Origin of the sequence: Peribacillus sp. AS_2 (assembly GCF_026891895.1) — a bacterium.
GTDB lineage: Bacteria > Bacillota > Bacilli > Bacillales > DSM-1321 > Peribacillus > Peribacillus frigoritolerans.
This window is the reverse complement of the sequence record NZ_JAPTGA010000005.1, coordinates 30,048-46,292: the sequence shown is the minus strand read 5'-3', so window position 1 is coordinate 46,292 and position 16,245 is coordinate 30,048. Positions and strand designations below refer to the sequence as shown.

The following is a 16,245-nucleotide window of genomic DNA, read 5'->3' as shown; positions in this document are numbered from 1 at the left end:
TCAAGGTAAAAGGGCCTGAGTCATTTCTACATTAACTTCCAAACGAATAAATCGTTTGGAATTCGTTTAGTGGAGAAAGAGTCAAGTAAGGATTGAATAATTGTTTAACAGGGGCTACACTGGAACTAGTTATTACATATCGATAGGAGAAAGTGCCATGAAACCATTGCAAATATCACCGGAAACTGCATTAAAGTTATCCAATTCACTAAACTTGCCTTTAGAGCAAATCATGCATATGCCTACACCAGTCTTGCTGAAAAAGCTTGCCGAGGCTGAAGCAAAAGAAAAAGGCAATACAAAATAGCTGCAGGAATCTGCAGCTATTTTTGTGTGTGCTCATATGGGTACGAAACGATCTTACGGGCAATACCATTTCCGGATTTCCTTTTTCAAGCCCCGACTTTATGAGGAAATTAATTAGATGGATTTCGTTTTATCCTAACAATATATAATTTCAGAGTCTTGCTTAACTCATAAATATATCAATATTCCGAATATTCCCCCGCCGCTTTGGCTCAGGAATCAAAAAGGCAAAAAAAACCGCAAATGGGCGGTTTTCAATTGAAAGTCAATTCTTTTGCCATATCATGCAGAGGCTTCTTTTTGACTGATATTAATTGTTCATTTTCATAGGTACATGCAAATTCTTGTGGTGGTTCATCCTGTAATATATCTTTCAGGTAATACTTTATGTTGGACACAACTTCACTTGCCTCCATAACCCATTGAAATGGCTTCCAGGCAAGTTCCCCTTCATCACAGGCAGATAGCCCTCCCCCTTCATCTTCAGCTCTGTAAACATACATTCCACCTGTTTCATTCCATGTCACGATTCCTCGAAAGCTCATCCCCCTTACTTTCAATCCAGTTTCTTCAAGAATTTCGCGTTCCATCGATTCATCGATGGTTTCACCTTTTTCTATTTTCCCGCCTATGCCATTCCATTTATGCCGATTGGGATCCTTTTGGCGAAATAGCATCAACACTTCGACTTCGTTGGATCTTTTTCGAGTTATGAAACAAATATTGTATATAATATCCATTGTTATTTCCTTTCTTAAACGCACATTATTCGCATCTACCGCATAATTACTTTATACTTAAATAACGAACCTCTAGGAAGGAGAATGAGTATGAAACTGACCATTTCCGATCAAGCAGCTAAGTGGTATATTGATGAACTGGGGCTTCAAGAAGGCTCTCATTTGCGCTTTTATGTAAGATATGGCGGACATAGTACCGTCCAAAGCGGCTTTTCATTAGGTATCATGCAAGAAGAACCGGAAAATGCAGCGGCCGCAACGACTATGAACGAGATTAATTTTTATGTAGAAGAAAAAGATTTATGGTACTTTGATGGCCACGATTTACTTATTACTTTTAATGAAAAACTGACTGAACCAGAATTTCAATATGAAAAGAGTGCTTGACAATAAAGCAGCGGTGTAAACTGCTGTTTTTTTTGTTCAATCGAGCAGGCGCTCTTCAATATCCTCCGCCCTAAGAATTTCCGCTTGTTTATCCCCTAAAAGATCAAAATGAGAATAGCCATCCTTCCTGTGATGAATCCACTCTTTTTTTAGCCCGTATTGCTTACCCCACTCCGCTAAACGCCTTAAATCCCTGCATCCGACTTTTGTTACCGTCTTGCAACCGGGAAATCGGTCATCCAGCCAATAATGAGTTAAAAAAGCTATTTGGCCTTGATCGATTTTCTGCTTCCAGGCTACGATGTCTACCCGTTTAATCCCAAAAGCCATTTTTGATCACCTCAATAATTGTAATTAAACCAATTCATCCTGCTTTTTATTTTTCTCATAGGCCTCATGCCATTCAGGATACATGCGTTTAATGGATATTGGGCGGAAGCTCTCCTTTTTAACGCAAACGTGGGAAGAATGACCTGTAGCCGCCACTTCATTTTTCCCATTAACGATCTCATACCCATAAACGACGCGTAAACCGTCATATTTTTCAATCCAGGTTTTAATTTTCACCTTATCACCATATCTAACAGGGGTTTTATACGAAGCTTGAATATCCATAACAGGTGAGAGGATGCCATCCGCTTCCATATCAGCATAATAAAACCCTAAATCATTTATCAATTTTGTCCTGCCTAGTTCCATCCATATTAAATAATTTGCATGGTAAACAACACCCATTTGATCTGTCTCTGCATACCGCACTTCAATTTCGTTTTCAGCTATGAACATTTTGTTTCCCCACTTTCATTTCTCTTGCAATAAACATTTTACCATAACAATTGTGCAAATTTCATTTAAGCTGTCTTTATAGACTGTTTCCCTTCATTGAACCTAAAATGAAAGGGGAGAAAGATTTCTCATCTCTTTCTCCCCTTTACCTAGTTGTTTACATATTATCGTTACTATAACCGTTTTCCCGTGCTTCCTGCTCATCTTGCATTTCTTCCTTCATTCCATCAATGCTCTTTCTTCTTCGTTCATTTTTATCCTGAATTGCCTGCTTTTCTTCCCCTGAAGAAAATGATAACGTTTCATTTGCAGCGATTATGTTTTCTTCCGTATTTTCTATTGCATCTTGAATTTTTTCAACATTATCCAAACGATTATCCGGATTGTGCTTATTTGCGCCCATTATTTTCACCTCATGTTATTTATTTACATAATATTATTACGATTACTTTATAAGCTTGTCCCTTGATTACTCGCCTTTAGTTTGAATGACCTGAGCATGTTTGCCTGATTTGTCCTGCATTTTCTTACCATTGTTCCCGCCCGCTGCTATTGGCTGTGTTCCTTGATGGCTCGGTCTAAAGTGTTTGGAATCTTTTTTTGGATTACCCATTCTATCGCCTCCTTCTCTTATCATGGATAAAAAAGAGGAAATTCATGAATGCCAGTTTTTGAAATAGTTATGAAAAAAGAGCCAGCACCTTGAAGGGACCTCATGGCACTGACTCTTTTTAAGCAAAGACTATTCAGCCTTTTGCATATGTTTTTTTTCAAGACGTTCTTCAAGTCTTTCCATTTGTTTAACGTCCATCAATAATTCCCTTTTATTTTCTTTAATTAATTCTTCAAATGTCCTTTTTCTTTTCTTCATGCTTTTCACCTACTTATTTTTAATATACAATTCAGCATTGCCAAATTAACGTAAAATTATGACTATATGGTTTCCATCCCTTTAATTGTCATAATTATCAGATTTTTAATCTGATAAAAATTCCATATCTCCACTCTTACTTTAACCCTTTTTTCATAAACTTTAACCATAATTTTTTAATTTTTTTGATTTTTCCATAAAAGTTTGACAACTTTGTTAACATACATGAAAACGGAACCTCATAAGGTTCCGTCCAGACTGTAGACAAACTCGCTGAAAATCGAGTTTGTCTATTTTTATGGCTTGTACAATTTGGACGTTAATTGGAACGTAGGGCATTCGCTTTCCGCGGGCGGTCGGCCCTCGGCTTTCGCCTGCGGGGTCTCCCCTAGACGCGCTTTTCTAAGCAGGAGTCTCGTACACCCGCTCCAATCAACTTTGTTTTAACTTATTTTCCGTCCGACTGCCGCCAAGTCTCCTAGCCCCATGCATCTAGCCGGGTTTGGGCACCGAGTTTCGCTAATTCCTTCAATACTATTGGAACTTCATAAAGTTACCCTACTGCATACTATTTATATTTCGTTCCATATCTTTTAAGGTCATGGCCGAAATTACCTTATTCCTGATAATGCCTTTTTTGTCGATGAAGTAAGTTGTCGGTATGCTAAGGATTTTGTAGCGCTCATTCACTGGATTTTTTGCACTTTGACTATCCAGCGGTATGGTAAAAGTAATTCCATTATCCTCCACAAATGCTTGTACATCATTTTCAGGGTCAATATTGACTGCAAGTACGACGACATCATCACCCGCTTGTTGTGTGTATTTCTCCATATCCGGCATTTCCTTCTTGCAAGGCGGGCACCACGTTGCCCAAAAATTGAGCATTACCTTTTTTCCCTCATAATCCGATAATTCAACTTGTTTACCATCCAAAGTTTTCAGGGAGAAATTCGGTGCTTTAGCTCCAATTTTCAATCCGCCCAAAGCATCTTTTTCGTCATTTCCCTTTGATTCATTATCCATCGCCTGCACGATCGCTACAGTAATAAGTGATAGTAAGGCCACCGAAGCAATAATTTTTTTAAGCATACTCGTCCTCCTAGTCCCATTACAATAAAAATATTAGTCCATTTCCAGAATTAGAACAACTTCCCTATTCCATCTTAACAATAAAAGGGTATGCGGAAAAGTGCAATTCCTATAAATCATATCATGATATCTCATTGTTTCATAAACCCGACACAAAAAAAGCGGTAAACCTATAATAGGTTTACCGCTTCCTAAAAGCTGAAATTAGCCTTTTAATTTATTACGTAATACCATTTGAAGAATACCACCGTGACGGTAGTAGTCGATTTCGATTTCGGAATCGAAACGAACAAGTACATCAAATTCTTTTACGTTTCCAGCTTCATCAGTAGCTGTAACTTTTACGATATCACGCGGTTTAACCGTTTCGTCGATTTTAACTGCGATCGCTTCTTTACCAGTCAATCCAAGCGTTTCAGCGTTTTCGCCTTCTTTGAATTGAAGTGGAAGAACACCCATTAATGCAAGGTTAGAACGGTGAATACGTTCAAAGCTTTCAGCGATGACTGTTTTGATGCCAAGAAGGTTAGTACCTTTCGCAGCCCAGTCACGAGAGCTTCCCATACCATAGTCTTTACCAGCGATTACTGCAAGACCTGTTCCATCAGCTTTGTATTTCATACAAGCATCATAGATAGCCATTACATCGCCTGTTGGCCAGTAAGTAGTGTAACCACCTTCTGTACCTGGAGCAACTTGGTTACGGATACGGATGTTTGCGAATGTTCCGCGCATCATCGCTTCATGGTTACCACGACGAGAACCGTAAGAGTTAAAGTCACGCGGTTTCACACCGTTTTCGCGAAGATAGATACCAGCTGGTGTATCTTTACCGATTGCACCTGCAGGAGAAATGTGGTCAGTTGTAACTGAGTCACCGAATTTACCAACTACACGCAAGCCGGAAAGTGGGTTAACTGAACCCGGTTCTGGTGATAATCCTTCAAAGAATGGAGGATTTTGAATGTAAGTCGATTTAGAATCGAAAGCATAAATCGCTTCGTTGCTTGTTTGGATTTCATTCCAACGTTTGTTATCGTTGAATACTGTTTCGTATTCTTTACGGAATAATTCCGGTGTAACTGTCGCTTTAACAGCAGCGTTAACTTCTTCTTGTGATGGCCAGATATCAGCAAGATATACATCGTTACCATCTTTATCTTTACCAAGTGAATCATTGTTAAGATCGAAGTCCACAGTACCAGCAAGTGCATATGCAACAACCAAAGTTGGAGAAGCAAGATAGTTCGCTTTAACTAGTGGATGAATACGACCTTCAAAGTTACGGTTACCAGAAAGTACTGAAGTTACTAGAAGATCTGCCTCAGCAACAGCTGCTTCGATTTCGTCAGCCAATGGACCTGAGTTACCGATACATGTTGTACAGCCGTAACCAACTACGTTGAATCCTAATTGATCAAGGTATGGTTGAAGACCTGCATCACGAAGGTAACCAGTAACAACTTTAGAACCTGGTGCCAATGATGTTTTTACATAATCCGGAACAGTCAAGCCTTTTTCAACTGCTTTTTTAGCAATAAGACCTGCTCCAAGCATTACGTACGGGTTAGAAGTGTTCGTACAGCTTGTGATTGCAGCAATTGCAATCGCACCTGTTTTCATTACCGTTTCTTTGCCATCGGCAAATTTAACAGTTACTTCTTTATCCAATTCAGAATTGTCCATGCCAAAACCTTGGTTGCCCATAGGTGCATTGATTGCGTCATGGAAAGATTTTTTCATTTGAGAAAGTGGAATCAAATCTTGCGGGCGTTTAGGGCCTGAAAGGTTTGGTTCAATCGCTGAAAGGTCGATTTCCACAACATCATTGTATGCTGGATCTTCGTTTTCAGGAGAGTAGAACAAACCATTTTCTTTGCAGTATGATTCAACCACTTTAATTTGTTTTTCATCACGGCCTGTTAAACGCATGTAATCGATCGCTTCTGCATCAACAGGGAAGAAACCAACTGTAGCACCGTATTCAGGAGCCATGTTAGCGATTGTTGCACGGTCAGCAAGTGGAAGGTATCCTACTCCTGGGCCGTAGAACTCAACGAATTTACCAACTACGCCGTGTGCACGAAGAACTTGTGTTACTTTCAATGCAAGGTCAGTAGCTGTTGTACCTTTAGGAAGTTGGCCAGTCAGTTTAACACCAACGACTTTTGGAACTGGGAAGTAAGATGGCTGTCCAAGCATGCCTGCTTCTGCTTCGATACCGCCGACACCCCAACCAAGAACACCAATACCGTTGATCATTGTAGTATGTGAATCTGTACCGAAAACAGAATCAGGGAATACTTCGAAGTCTCCGTTTGGAGTTTCAACAGCATGAACCACGTTCGCAAGGTACTCTAGGTTAACTTGGTGAACGATACCAGTTGCCGGTGGAACTGCACGATAGTTGTTGAATGATTTTTGAGCCCAGCTTAGGAACTGGTAACGCTCTGCATTACGTTCGAATTCAAGATCCATATTGGCATCTAGGGAATCCATTGTACCTGCTTTATCAACTTGTACAGAGTGGTCAATTACAAGGTCAACCGGGATTTCCGGGTTGATTTTGTCAGGATCTCCACCAAGTGCCGCGAAAGCATTACGTAAAGAAGCTAAATCAACAACAACTGGAACACCAGTGAAATCTTGTAGGATTACACGTGAAGGCTTGAACGGAACATCTATATCTTGTTGCTCGCTTGTTCCCCATTTAGCAAGGTTCGCAACATGTTCTTTTGTGATTACTCTTCCGTCTACTTGGCGAAGGACCGCTTCAAGTAATACTTTAATGGAATATGGAAGGCGTGATACTTGGCCATCCCCTGCTTTTTCAATAGCGTCTAGGCTGTAGTAGTTGTAGCGTTGCCCTTCAATTTCAAAGGACTTACGCGCTTGGTATACGTCATTTTTCGTCATGAATATTACCCCCTATTAAACTGTCAGAACGTATTCTGCACATGAAAGTAAAACCTGGTTCACCGAAACCATGTTTACTATAAATATAAGTAAAAAAGTTAGTTTGTCGAATTTTCTCTCTCTTCTCCCACCCTAACTCTTCCTTCAACTTAATACTAATATAGAAATGAGTATAAGTAAATAACAAGAAAGTTATTGTTTTTGATAAGTTTCTCTTATAGAAAAAAATCCCCCACATGGTAAAGTGCATTTAAGAAGACTTGCTGATATGCATTTTCTTGAAAACCCCCTATTTGCGGCCTGATAAATTATTCCATCAAAACATATTGACACTTCATACATAATCATTCGACATTATCACATTCTATGGGTGGAGGTGTCGAAATGACAAAACAAAAGGCAAATCATGTTATACCAGGTATGAATGCAGCAAAAGCGCAAGGTAATGGGGCTGGATACAATGATGAACTGGGAAATGAACCGCCATTATCGGAAATGCAAAGGCAAAACAATAAAAAAAGAAAGAAAAACCAATGATTCCCCTCATTTTTAGACTTTAAATAGGATAGGCTTTTTGAAATGGCAGATGTCCTGCATTTTTCAAAAAGCCTATTCCTTTCTAAAATCAATTAACGCACAAGTAAAACGCGCAAAACCCAAGACTAATGCGCATGGACTCATGACGAAATAACCTGTCACTCAATAGTCCTCAGAATTGACCTCATTGACGATTGCCTGGATATCCTGTTCGAATTTTTTCAATTGTTCTTTCTGGTGTTCGGAAGCGGTGACTAAAGCAGATTGTATTTGTTGGTAGGCCTCGTTCACTTCCTGTTTCACATGTTTCAATTCCGTTCCGTAATTCGGTGCGTTTTTCTCAATGGATGAGTATACATCAAATACTTGTTGATAACTTTGCTGGGCTTCCTGAAAAGACCTTCGCTTATCTTGTTTATCCTGCATTTGGATTCAGCTCCTTAAATATGGTGTCCATCCATAGCATGTACGAGGTTTGCAAATATATGTATGTGAATAAAATTTCACGGACTGATTATCTTAAGAGATAGGAGGGATCGAACATGAACAAAAACGATGGTAAAGATATGCGAAAAAATGCTCCTAAAGGAAATAACCCAGGTCAACCAGCACCGTTAAGCGGTTCTCATAAGGTGAAAAACAGGCAGCACTCCCGTCAGAAGCATAATAGCAGTCATGATATGTAAGCTGCTTAAATAATCGTTCCATAACAAAGCGGTGCCGCCCCAAAAAGGCAGACACCGCTTTCGTTTTATATTTCTGAAGCAAATAAGCCACATTGGGAAAATGTTCGATACCTTCCTATTATAAGGGCATCTTTTTTTTGGCACTCTTTCACGGGTATAAACGTGAATTGCAAGTCGGTGCCATTCCATTTCAGCCAAAATAACGATGATATAACGTTTTTGCTTCTGCAATATCTTTTGTTCCATGAATCAACGCCCGCCCGTCTTTAAAAACGACCAACCGATGGGCTCCAATGGTAAATGAAAGTAAATAAGGATTCCTGTCGATCTTACCACCTTGTGGGATAAGATTATTTTCGAGTTCCGCTAAGTCTCTTTCAACCCTCATTGCCGGCCGGATTTGGACGGAATCCCTACCGCATAAAACGGCGGTCTTTGTTCGATTTGAATAAGAGAGGTGGGGATACGTTCGATTTGACCCACATGACAAACAAGTATCCTTTTTTAATTTCGCTACATTTATCGATGAATGTTCATTTTTCCAAAGATCAAATGAAACGATTTTGTTTCTCAGCGATTCGTGATCTTCGACAAGGATTTTTAAAGCTTCCGCCATTTGATGGGCAACGACCGTTTGAACGGCAGGACTGATGATTCCCGCCGTATCACAAGTCAGTCCTCCAATCGGGACCGTTTCCAGCAAACAATTCAAACATGGTGTCTTCTCTGGGATCACCGTGTAACTTATCCCATAACTCCCTACACAGGCACCGTAAATCCAGGGGATTTTATATTTTTGTGCAGTATCGTTAATAAGCATCCTTGTATCGAAATTATCTGTGGCATCCAATATCAAATCCACGCCTTCAACAAGCTTCGCCAATTCATCAACCGAAACATCCGCCACATGTGATTTTACGATTACATCCGAATTTAGCGCAATCAGGCGATTCTTCGCTGCAACTGCTTTCGGTATTCTTTTTTGTGCATCATCTTCACAATAAAGCTGTTGTCTTTGAAGGTTGCTCCACTCTACATAATCCCTGTCAACAATGGTGAGTTTCCCAATTCCGGCTCGAACAAGGCCTTCCGCAGTTCCCGTACCGAGAGCACCCGCTCCAATCACCAAAACGTGTTTTTGGCGAATTTTCATTTGCCCTTCTTCCCCAATAGGACCAAAAAGTTCTTGACGTGAATAACGCTCATTCATCCAATGCTCAATCCTTCAACTGGGCTGCTTGCGATCGCGTAATCATTTTTTTCGATTCTTCCTGCTTCATACCCCAATCGCCCTGCCTCAATGGCAAGTTTCATTGCTCTCGCCATTTTGACCGGGTCTTTCGCCCCGGAAACAGCAGTGTTAAGCAATACGCCATCCGCCCCCAATTCCATGGCGATCGCTGCATCAGAGGGTGAACCAATCCCTGCATCAACAATTACCGGCACCTCTGATTGTTCCATGATGAACCGTAAGTTCAGCGGGTTTATAATGCCTTGACCAGAGCCAATTGGTGAAGCTCCGGGCATGATTGCATGGCACCCCACTTCTTCCAGGCGTTTAGCGAGCAAGACATCATCCGAAGTATAAGGTAATACGGTGAATCCCAGTTTCACTAATTCTTCAGCAGCTTTCAATGTTTCAATCGGGTCAGGCAGCAGTGTTTTTTGACAGCCAATGACTTCAACCTTAATCATGTCACATAAGCCAGATGCCTTTGCAAGCTGGGCTATGCGCACTGCTTCTTTGGCTGTTTTAGCTCCTGCCGTATTGGGAAGGAGTGTGTATTTCTTCAAATCAAGCTTTTCCAAAAAATTGGGCTGACTGGCTTCAAAAATGTTCATTCTCCGGACCGCGAATGTTAATATTTCCGTCTCCGAAACCTCCACTGATTGTTTTTGAACATCGAAATTTGGATATTTCCCAGTACCTAATAATAATCTTGAAGAAAATTCATAAGAACCAATCTTTAACATATCATCCGCCTCCTACAAAATGTACAATCTCTACCTTGTCTCCATTTGACAAAAGTGTTTCACTTAGACTTTCTTTTGCTAATATTTCATCATTCAATTCAACGATCACTACTTTTTGATGTAGATTAAAGTGTTGTAAAAGCCCTGTAACAGTTGATTCTTCAGCAGGAATCCGTATTTTTTCCCCGTTAATAATCAATTCCAATTCATCCACCTCCATCAAGAAAAAAGGGGCTGTATCGAACGGTCCAATCGAAAAGGGGACCATTCGGGATTTGCCTTCCTTTCCAAAATATCCGCTATAAGTACACCTGTAATTGGAGAAAGCAAGATGCCATTCCTATAGTGCCCCGTTGCAATGAAAAGTCCTTTGCATGCAGGATGTTCACCGAAGTACGGTAAGCCGTCCCCAGTTTGGGGGCGTATACCTGCCCATGTCTTTTCCAATTCGGTTCCTTTAATCGCCGGAAGCAATTGCTTTGCTCTTTCTATTAACGTAGAAATCCCCTCAAGACTTACCTTTTGATCGAAAGTGTTCGCTTTAACCGTTGCCCCGACAATGATTCTTCCACCAACTTTGGGCACAAGATAGCAGCCATGTGAAAAAATTGTCTTTTCAAGCAATGGACGATCGGTCAGGACGGAAAAGCACTCTCCCTTTACTGGATAACTGTCGAGTATGATCCCTGATTTTTCTAGGAGGAAAGCACTCCAAGCGCCACCTGCCACGATGACATTTTCACTTGAAAATCTACCTATGTCCGTGACAACTCCCGTTACACATCCGTTTTCCGTAACCAAATCGGAGACATGAACAAATTCCTTTATATCCACACCAAGGGCAGCTGCAGATTCAGTAAAAGCGAGCGACAGTCTTGTGGCTGAAACTTGTCCATCATTCGGAATGAACATGGCTCCTTTTATCTCATCCGATAAAAGCGGTTCCGTTTTCCTTATTTCGGCAGTCGATAGCCATTCAGCCTCAAGTCCGGCATTTTGCTGGACTTTGATCATGTTCTTCAACTCGGCTACTTGATCACTTGATAGCGCCACCTTATACATGCCCTTATTCACTAATTCGATGTCTATTCCACTTATGTCTTTTAATTCTTCCGCCAGTGCAGGAAACATCGCCCTGCTTCGACTTGCCAATGTAAAAAGGGGATTATCAGGATCTAACTCGGATTGTGCCCCTAACATCCCAGCTGCAGCACTGGATGCTTTACTGGCAAGTCTGTCTTTTTCCAATAAGAGAACCTTCTTACCTCGCTTGGCTAATTGAAAGGCAATGGATCCACCTATTACTCCTCCCCCAACAATGATTGCATCATATATGGAATTCATATTATGTCTCCTTTCCCAAAGACTTCGCATATTCTTTAACGGCTTCAATCGGATTTTCAGCTTCAAGCACACCTGACATGACCGCAATTCCGTGTGCCCCCGCATCCAGCACGTCTTGGCAATTGAAAGGTGTTATTCCTCCTATCGCAATTATCGGAAGATCGACATTTCTTGTGATTGCTTGAAGCTCCTCAACTCCCCTAGGAGGAAGGCCAATTTTTGAAGCCGTTTCAAAAACATGTCCATAAATCGCGTAATCGGCCCCCTTGCTGAATGCGGCTTTCGCTTCATCCATGGAATGGATCGAACAGCCTACATTCATTCCTGGAAAAGCTCCTTTTACGACTTCTGCATCTAAACTATGAAAAGCCAATTGCACACCAAATGCTTTGTGTACCCAGGCTACATCCACCCGGTCATTAATGATGATCTTAGAAAGCGGAATCTTATTATCATGTAATAGCCTCACTGCTCGATAGAGTTCCGAAGCACTCCTATGCTTTTCCCTTAGATAAAAGAAATCAACATGTTCCTGAATGTTTGAAGCGATTTCCACAAACTTTTCAATTGGCTGTTTCCCAGTGGAAATTATATGCAATTCATGTGCATTCATACTAGAACCCCCAACTAGTAAAGTTACAATCTCATAAAAATCAAATAGATACTAACGGGAATTGAATCGATAGGTAAAAGCCGGCCAACAGCAGGATGATAAAATACAGAATGAAACCATGGTCCATTTTTGAAAAACCAAATTCATAATAGTATGTTCGATCCCGAGTGTCTGTAAATCGCTTTGCCTCCATCGCAACCGCGATTCGGTGAGCACGTCTGATGCTTCCGGATAACAACGGGATGGAATAGGCTTTCATTTTAAAATAGACCGACCTTATCCCTTTTCCTCTTTTGAAACCGCGTACCTTCATCGCGTTTCGTATCGTTTGGAACTCCTCCATCATGATGGGAATCAGCCTTAATGCCGCCATGAAACTATAGGCATATTTCGGTTTAAGCTTAACTTGCTGCATTAACGAATAAAACAAGTTCACTGGTCTCGTCGTTAAGGAAAAAGTTAAACCAAGGGCCGCAAAGAACAAAGCTCGAAAGCCTACCAGTAATCCCCTCATGAAACTTTCTTCCGAAATCGATATGAGGCCCCACTCAAACCAAAGCGTCTCACCTTGCCCGAATAATATCATTGCAGAAGAGGTGGATATAAAAATGAAACAAAAGGGAATCGACAAAAGCAGGATGCGTTTTATCGAATGCCCGGTAAAAAACAAAAATAATATCAATACGCCAATGGTGATGTTCATCATATAATTCAGGTCATGAATGAATAACGCCACGATGCATAATACAATCAGTACACCAAGTTTAAGGCTTGGATTAATTCCATGGAGCCATGTTTCTGCGTTTGAAACATTCATCTACATGACACTCCTTTTAACTTTGGTCTCGACAAATCCGGCTTGCGCGATGTTTTTATCACTTATTACGTTTCCGCCCTTAACCGTCCAGATCCTGGTTGCAAAGTTTTTTGAAATATGTTCGTCATGAGTTACCATGATCACGGTTATTCCGCGCTTTCGATATTCCTCGAACCATTCCAATAATGCAAAGGTATTTTTCGAATCTTGGCCAAATGTCGGCTCATCCAGGAGAATGATTTTTTTGTCGATTACGATTGATGCTGCTACGCTTAAGCGACGCTTTTGACCCATTGATAATTGAAACGGATGTTTATCCCGATGTGCCTCAAGGCGGAACACTTTAAGCAATGAGCGGACTCTCTCATCTATTTCTTGTTGCGGCCTTTTATCAATACGCAATGAATAAGCAATCTCTTCATATACAGTATTTGCAACGAACTGAAACTCAGGATTTTGAAAGACAAACGTCATATGATCCGTTGGATTTTTCACCATTTTAATGGGGTTCCCCAATAATTCATACGTACCTTTCGTTTTTATGAACTGCATCAATGCATGCAAAAGTGTACTCTTGCCCGCGCCATTTTCTCCCCTTATCACAATCCATTCTCCTGAATGGACCTTCAGCTCTTCAACCTTGATTTTTTCCTCTTTATTCCGAAAACCGCTAAATCCTTGCACATCCAGAAGGGGTAAACAATTTGTAAATTGGTGTTCCCTAGTGGGTGCATACTTCTGTATATATTCATCCCAAACACCAGGGAACCAAATTCCATGTTCTCTCATTTCATTTTTATATAGGGAAAGAATGGTGTCTCTTGGACCATCAGCTATGATTTGACCGTCATCGTTTAAAAGCACGATTCGTTCGATGAATTCTAAAACATGGTCAATTTTATGTTCGACGATAATAACCGTTTTGTCTTTTCCGACTTCCTTCAACAAGTCCCAGATTTCTTTCGTTCCTTCCGGATCAAGCATGGCTGTCGGTTCATCTAAAAATAGCACTTCTGGTTCAAGGGCCAATACTGAAGCGATTGCCAGACGCTGTTTCATCCCGCCTGATAATGTTTCTATACTTGTATGCCCTAGGTTCAATCCTACATTACGGATTTGATTTTCAATTTTCTCTTTCATTTCTTCTTTAGGGACGGAAAGATTCTCAAGGACAAAGGCAATTTCCTCATCGGCAAATGGCATGCAAAACTGGCTATCAGGGTCTTGAAAAACATACCCCCATGAAGAAGGGCATTTCAATTTCTCCGCTTTCATCGGGACTTCGATGGAATTCGGAATCAATCCGCTTAACACTTGCAACAGAGTGGACTTACCACATCCTGATGGTCCCAACAATAGCACTTTTTCTCCTTGATCAAACGATAGTGATAGGTCCTTGAATATCAAAAATTCATCACCGGGAAATTTCATTCTTAACTTTTCAACAGAAACGATTGGTTCCATGGCCCTCAACCTCTACTTTTGATCCAGTTCTGCATAATCTTTATTGGAAACCGGACGCACAAGATTTGTTACTCCTGTTGCTTCCAGGACTTTAACTAGATAATAAGCGGTCACACCTGCAAATAATATGGAACCCACAAACCTCGCTATCATGAATAACGATAGATTCCAAGTTGAAAGCGCACCTATTTCCCCGTATGCAAAATCCATGATAACTGATGCCAGGCAGGAAGCTATCGCAGCTAAAACGGCCACCGGCATATTGAATTTTTTATATTTGAAAGTCATGAACACCAGTTCCGCTAACAAACCTTGGACCACCCCATATAACAGTACGGTCAGCCCCCATGGTGAACCAAGGAAGAACTCCCCGGAAGCTGCAGCTATCTCCGCCAAAAGTGCCACACCCGGTTTCCGTAAAATTAAGAAGGCGACGGGGCCAGCTATAAACCACATTCCATAAATAAGTTGATCCAGATGTAATCCTAATGGTTTAACGGAATAATAAATCGAACCCCAAAGGATATAAACGATTCCAAATGCTACCGCAATCACGATCGTGACTAATATATCCGTTAATTTCAATCCTTTTTTCATTGTTTCATTCTCCTTTTATACTTCTAATGTTTCCTTATGAACGGGCCATGTCTCTAAACGATAAGCCATTTCCCAAAATGAGTATTCATATTGGCTGCTGAGAATAAAATGCTCTTTCATTCTCGCCTTATCTTCTTCAGTTACTTTTTCAGCTATCTCATCCAGCCTCGCAATTTGTTCTTCCACCAAAGTGCGGAACCACTCTCCTCCGTAAGCCGCTATCCATTCTTGATAAATCGGCTCTTCGGGCATGCACCCTTGCAGCTTTTCACCTATCTCATAATACAGCCAGTAACACGGCAAGATAGCTGCAATAACATCTCCTAAATGTCCCGAATATGCCGCACGATACATATGGGAAGTATAAGCATAGGCAGTCGGGGCAGGCTTGAAATTTTCCCGTTCTTCTTTTGTGATGCCTAATCTCTCGGAAAAATTCTCATGAAGCTTCAACTCCGCTTCATATGTTCCTTGTGCATGGCCGGCAAGCCTGCTTGTTGTATGTAAATCCGTAGCTTTGACTGCCCCTAAGGCTTGAACTCTAGCAAAATGAGATAAATAATAGGCATCTTGCATGACATAAAAACGGAAACACTCCAATGGCAATGTGCCATCTCCTATTCCTGCAACAAAAGGATGATTAAAACTAGCTTCCCAAATGTGATCAACTTCCTTACGGATTTCCTCTGAAAACTTCATGTCCATTACCTCCAAATTGTATTTTTTCATTGAACGTTACAGAAAAAAACACTTATCACCCCTTTTTTTGCAAACAAAAAACCACTTTCTTAAACGTAAAGAAAGTGGTTGTACTTGAAATAATACGGAAATGTATAGTTCCAGACCCCACTTCCCTACGCTGGTATAAACCAGATCAGGTTCTAAGGGTCTTAAAGTCATACTTCAATCTCAGCTTTTGTGGGTAAAAAATCAACTTTTACCTATAAAGCACCCCTAGTGGTACAAATTGTATATTAAATTCATTTGCCTTTATATTAACACGATAAATCCAATTGTCAAACGTATTAGAAAAGTTTTCTTGATTTAGGGTTACTAAACTTTCAATCTTCCATCCCCTCTTTTCCCGTAGCCTTCAAAGAATTTGATCAAAGGGA

General features: G+C 40.7%; 22 protein-coding genes and 1 riboswitch. Of the genes, 4 read left to right on the top strand and 18 right to left on the bottom strand.

Going from position 1 to position 16,245, the window contains the following annotated elements; translation table 11 throughout:
- Positions 1–157 precede the first annotated feature (157 nt).
- Positions 158–307: a YycC family protein gene (locus OTG27_RS10440; protein ID WP_268565585.1), complete on the top strand. Its 150-nt coding sequence runs from the start codon at positions 158–160 to the stop codon at positions 305–307.
- A gap of 253 nt (positions 308–560) precedes the next feature.
- Here OTG27_RS10440 and OTG27_RS10435 read toward each other — a convergent pair whose 3' ends face one another.
- Positions 561–1,046: an NUDIX hydrolase gene (locus OTG27_RS10435; RefSeq protein ID WP_145505818.1), complete on the bottom strand. Its 486-nt coding sequence runs from the start codon at positions 1,044–1,046 to the stop codon at positions 561–563.
- A 90-nt stretch (positions 1,047–1,136) separates the two neighbouring features.
- Between OTG27_RS10435 and OTG27_RS10430 the strand changes: the two genes are divergently transcribed.
- Positions 1,137–1,433, top strand: coding sequence for a HesB/YadR/YfhF family protein (locus OTG27_RS10430; RefSeq protein WP_034312410.1), 297 nt, complete (start codon positions 1,137–1,139; stop codon positions 1,431–1,433).
- Between the two features lie 36 nt (positions 1,434–1,469).
- On the opposite strand, the gene OTG27_RS10425 is transcribed toward OTG27_RS10430, so the two are convergent.
- The 7 genes from OTG27_RS10425 to acnA all read right to left on the bottom strand — a co-directional run bounded on the left by OTG27_RS10425 (position 1,470) and on the right by acnA (position 7,098).
- Positions 1,470–1,763 (bottom strand): hypothetical protein, encoded by a 294-nt coding sequence (locus OTG27_RS10425; RefSeq protein ID WP_063576387.1) that lies wholly within the window; start codon positions 1,761–1,763, stop codon positions 1,470–1,472.
- A 24-nt stretch (positions 1,764–1,787) separates the two neighbouring features.
- Entirely contained in the window at positions 1,788–2,219 is a 432-nt protein-coding gene (locus tag OTG27_RS10420) for an acyl-CoA thioesterase (RefSeq protein ID WP_034312417.1), read from the bottom strand.
- 157 nt (positions 2,220–2,376) lie between these two features.
- Positions 2,377–2,622 carry a small acid-soluble spore protein Tlp gene (tlp, locus tag OTG27_RS10415; protein ID WP_098865528.1) on the bottom strand — a complete coding sequence of 82 codons (246 nt, stop codon included), beginning with the start codon at positions 2,620–2,622 and terminating at the stop codon, positions 2,377–2,379.
- A gap of 66 nt (positions 2,623–2,688) precedes the next feature.
- Positions 2,689–2,832 (bottom strand): acid-soluble spore protein N, encoded by a 144-nt coding sequence (locus OTG27_RS10410; protein WP_048678620.1) that lies wholly within the window; start codon positions 2,830–2,832, stop codon positions 2,689–2,691.
- A 129-nt stretch (positions 2,833–2,961) separates the two neighbouring features.
- A complete protein-coding gene (locus tag OTG27_RS10405) occupies positions 2,962–3,090 on the bottom strand; it encodes an FbpB family small basic protein (protein ID WP_072272906.1) in 129 nt (42 codons plus the stop codon).
- Positions 3,091–3,648: 558 nt separating this feature from the next.
- Positions 3,649–4,182: a redoxin domain-containing protein gene (locus tag OTG27_RS10400; protein ID WP_053534825.1), complete on the bottom strand. Its 534-nt coding sequence runs from the start codon at positions 4,180–4,182 to the stop codon at positions 3,649–3,651.
- A gap of 204 nt (positions 4,183–4,386) precedes the next feature.
- On the bottom strand, positions 4,387–7,098 hold the full coding sequence (gene acnA / locus OTG27_RS10395; protein WP_063576390.1) for an aconitate hydratase AcnA: 2,712 nt from the start codon (positions 7,096–7,098) through the stop codon (positions 4,387–4,389).
- A 384-nt stretch (positions 7,099–7,482) separates the two neighbouring features.
- On the opposite strand from acnA, the gene sspO reads away from it, so the two are divergent.
- Complete coding sequence (sspO, locus tag OTG27_RS10390; protein WP_034312428.1) at positions 7,483–7,635, top strand: small acid-soluble spore protein O; 153 nt, start codon at positions 7,483–7,485, stop codon at positions 7,633–7,635.
- A gap of 162 nt (positions 7,636–7,797) precedes the next feature.
- On the opposite strand, the gene OTG27_RS10385 is transcribed toward sspO, so the two are convergent.
- Positions 7,798–8,061: a hypothetical protein gene (locus tag OTG27_RS10385; RefSeq protein WP_034312430.1), complete on the bottom strand. Its 264-nt coding sequence runs from the start codon at positions 8,059–8,061 to the stop codon at positions 7,798–7,800.
- A 116-nt stretch (positions 8,062–8,177) separates the two neighbouring features.
- On the opposite strand from OTG27_RS10385, the gene OTG27_RS10380 reads away from it, so the two are divergent.
- Positions 8,178–8,321, top strand: a complete 144-nt coding sequence (locus OTG27_RS10380; protein ID WP_063576391.1) for a small acid-soluble spore protein P — start codon at positions 8,178–8,180, stop codon at positions 8,319–8,321.
- A 190-nt stretch (positions 8,322–8,511) separates the two neighbouring features.
- Here the strand turns inward: OTG27_RS10380 and OTG27_RS10375 are convergent, their stop codons facing one another.
- The 9 genes from OTG27_RS10375 to tenA are packed head-to-tail and all read right to left on the bottom strand — an operon-like array spanning position 8,512 to position 15,829.
- Positions 8,512–9,531: a thiazole biosynthesis adenylyltransferase ThiF gene (locus OTG27_RS10375; protein ID WP_268936854.1), complete on the bottom strand. Its 1,020-nt coding sequence runs from the start codon at positions 9,529–9,531 to the stop codon at positions 8,512–8,514.
- The gene (locus OTG27_RS10370) at positions 9,528–10,295 is read right to left on the bottom strand and encodes a thiazole synthase (protein WP_057275905.1); all 768 of its coding nucleotides are present in this window, start codon (positions 10,293–10,295) and stop codon (positions 9,528–9,530) included. Before OTG27_RS10370 ends, OTG27_RS10375 begins: the two co-directional genes overlap by 4 nt.
- Before the next feature lies 1 nt (position 10,296).
- Positions 10,297–10,500, bottom strand: coding sequence for a sulfur carrier protein ThiS (gene thiS, locus OTG27_RS10365; RefSeq protein ID WP_034312438.1), 204 nt, complete (start codon positions 10,498–10,500; stop codon positions 10,297–10,299).
- Between the two features lie 14 nt (positions 10,501–10,514).
- Positions 10,515–11,639 carry a glycine oxidase ThiO gene (thiO, locus tag OTG27_RS10360; RefSeq protein WP_268936853.1) on the bottom strand — a complete coding sequence of 375 codons (1,125 nt, stop codon included), beginning with the start codon at positions 11,637–11,639 and terminating at the stop codon, positions 10,515–10,517.
- A 1-nt stretch (position 11,640) separates the two neighbouring features.
- Positions 11,641–12,252: a thiazole tautomerase TenI gene (gene tenI / locus OTG27_RS10355; RefSeq protein ID WP_268936852.1), complete on the bottom strand. Its 612-nt coding sequence runs from the start codon at positions 12,250–12,252 to the stop codon at positions 11,641–11,643.
- A gap of 40 nt (positions 12,253–12,292) precedes the next feature.
- Positions 12,293–13,069, bottom strand: a complete 777-nt coding sequence (locus OTG27_RS10350) for an energy-coupling factor transporter transmembrane component T family protein (protein ID WP_268936851.1) — start codon at positions 13,067–13,069, stop codon at positions 12,293–12,295.
- A complete protein-coding gene (locus OTG27_RS10345; RefSeq protein ID WP_268936850.1) occupies positions 13,070–14,533 on the bottom strand; it encodes an ABC transporter ATP-binding protein in 1,464 nt (487 codons plus the stop codon). It lies immediately after the preceding gene.
- A gap of 12 nt (positions 14,534–14,545) precedes the next feature.
- Entirely contained in the window at positions 14,546–15,130 is a 585-nt protein-coding gene (locus OTG27_RS10340) for an ECF transporter S component (RefSeq protein WP_268936849.1), read from the bottom strand.
- Between the two features lie 15 nt (positions 15,131–15,145).
- Complete coding sequence (tenA, locus tag OTG27_RS10335; RefSeq protein ID WP_034312447.1) at positions 15,146–15,829, bottom strand: thiaminase II; 684 nt, start codon at positions 15,827–15,829, stop codon at positions 15,146–15,148.
- Positions 15,830–15,964: 135 nt separating this feature from the next.
- Positions 15,965–16,096, bottom strand: a riboswitch (TPP riboswitch).
- Positions 16,097–16,245: the final 149 nt, after the last annotated feature.

Excerpts from the sequence above, each read along its gene's own strand:
- OTG27_RS10350 (WP_268936851.1), bottom strand. The coding sequence starts at position 13,069 with ATGAATGTTTCAAACGCAGAAACATGGCTCCATGGAATTAATCCAAGC.
- tlp (WP_098865528.1), bottom strand. The coding sequence starts at position 2,622 with ATGGGCGCAAATAAGCACAATCCGGATAATCGTTTGGATAATGTTGAA.
- thiO (WP_268936853.1), bottom strand. The coding sequence starts at position 11,639 with ATGAATTCCATATATGATGCAATCATTGTTGGGGGAGGAGTAATAGGT.
- OTG27_RS10345 (WP_268936850.1), bottom strand. The coding sequence starts at position 14,533 with ATGGAACCAATCGTTTCTGTTGAAAAGTTAAGAATGAAATTTCCCGGT.
- tenA (WP_034312447.1), bottom strand. The coding sequence starts at position 15,829 with ATGAAGTTTTCAGAGGAAATCCGTAAGGAAGTTGATCACATTTGGGAA.
- OTG27_RS10430 (WP_034312410.1), top strand. The coding sequence starts at position 1,137 with ATGAAACTGACCATTTCCGATCAAGCAGCTAAGTGGTATATTGATGAA.
- OTG27_RS10420 (WP_034312417.1), bottom strand. The coding sequence starts at position 2,219 with ATGTTCATAGCTGAAAACGAAATTGAAGTGCGGTATGCAGAGACAGAT.
- acnA (WP_063576390.1), bottom strand. The coding sequence starts at position 7,098 with ATGACGAAAAATGACGTATACCAAGCGCGTAAGTCCTTTGAAATTGAA.
- OTG27_RS10340 (WP_268936849.1), bottom strand. The coding sequence starts at position 15,130 with ATGAAAAAAGGATTGAAATTAACGGATATATTAGTCACGATCGTGATT.
- OTG27_RS10435 (WP_145505818.1), bottom strand. The coding sequence starts at position 1,046 with ATGGATATTATATACAATATTTGTTTCATAACTCGAAAAAGATCCAAC.
- tenI (WP_268936852.1), bottom strand. The coding sequence starts at position 12,252 with ATGAATGCACATGAATTGCATATAATTTCCACTGGGAAACAGCCAATT.
- OTG27_RS10400 (WP_053534825.1), bottom strand. The coding sequence starts at position 4,182 with ATGCTTAAAAAAATTATTGCTTCGGTGGCCTTACTATCACTTATTACT.
- OTG27_RS10440 (WP_268565585.1), top strand. The coding sequence starts at position 158 with ATGAAACCATTGCAAATATCACCGGAAACTGCATTAAAGTTATCCAAT.
- OTG27_RS10385 (WP_034312430.1), bottom strand. The coding sequence starts at position 8,061 with ATGCAGGATAAACAAGATAAGCGAAGGTCTTTTCAGGAAGCCCAGCAA.
- OTG27_RS10405 (WP_072272906.1), bottom strand. The coding sequence starts at position 3,090 with ATGAAGAAAAGAAAAAGGACATTTGAAGAATTAATTAAAGAAAATAAA.
- OTG27_RS10410 (WP_048678620.1), bottom strand. The coding sequence starts at position 2,832 with ATGGGTAATCCAAAAAAAGATTCCAAACACTTTAGACCGAGCCATCAA.
- sspO (WP_034312428.1), top strand. The coding sequence starts at position 7,483 with ATGACAAAACAAAAGGCAAATCATGTTATACCAGGTATGAATGCAGCA.
- OTG27_RS10375 (WP_268936854.1), bottom strand. The coding sequence starts at position 9,531 with ATGAATGAGCGTTATTCACGTCAAGAACTTTTTGGTCCTATTGGGGAA.
- OTG27_RS10380 (WP_063576391.1), top strand. The coding sequence starts at position 8,178 with ATGAACAAAAACGATGGTAAAGATATGCGAAAAAATGCTCCTAAAGGA.
- OTG27_RS10370 (WP_057275905.1), bottom strand. The coding sequence starts at position 10,295 with ATGTTAAAGATTGGTTCTTATGAATTTTCTTCAAGATTATTATTAGGT.
- OTG27_RS10425 (WP_063576387.1), bottom strand. The coding sequence starts at position 1,763 with ATGGCTTTTGGGATTAAACGGGTAGACATCGTAGCCTGGAAGCAGAAA.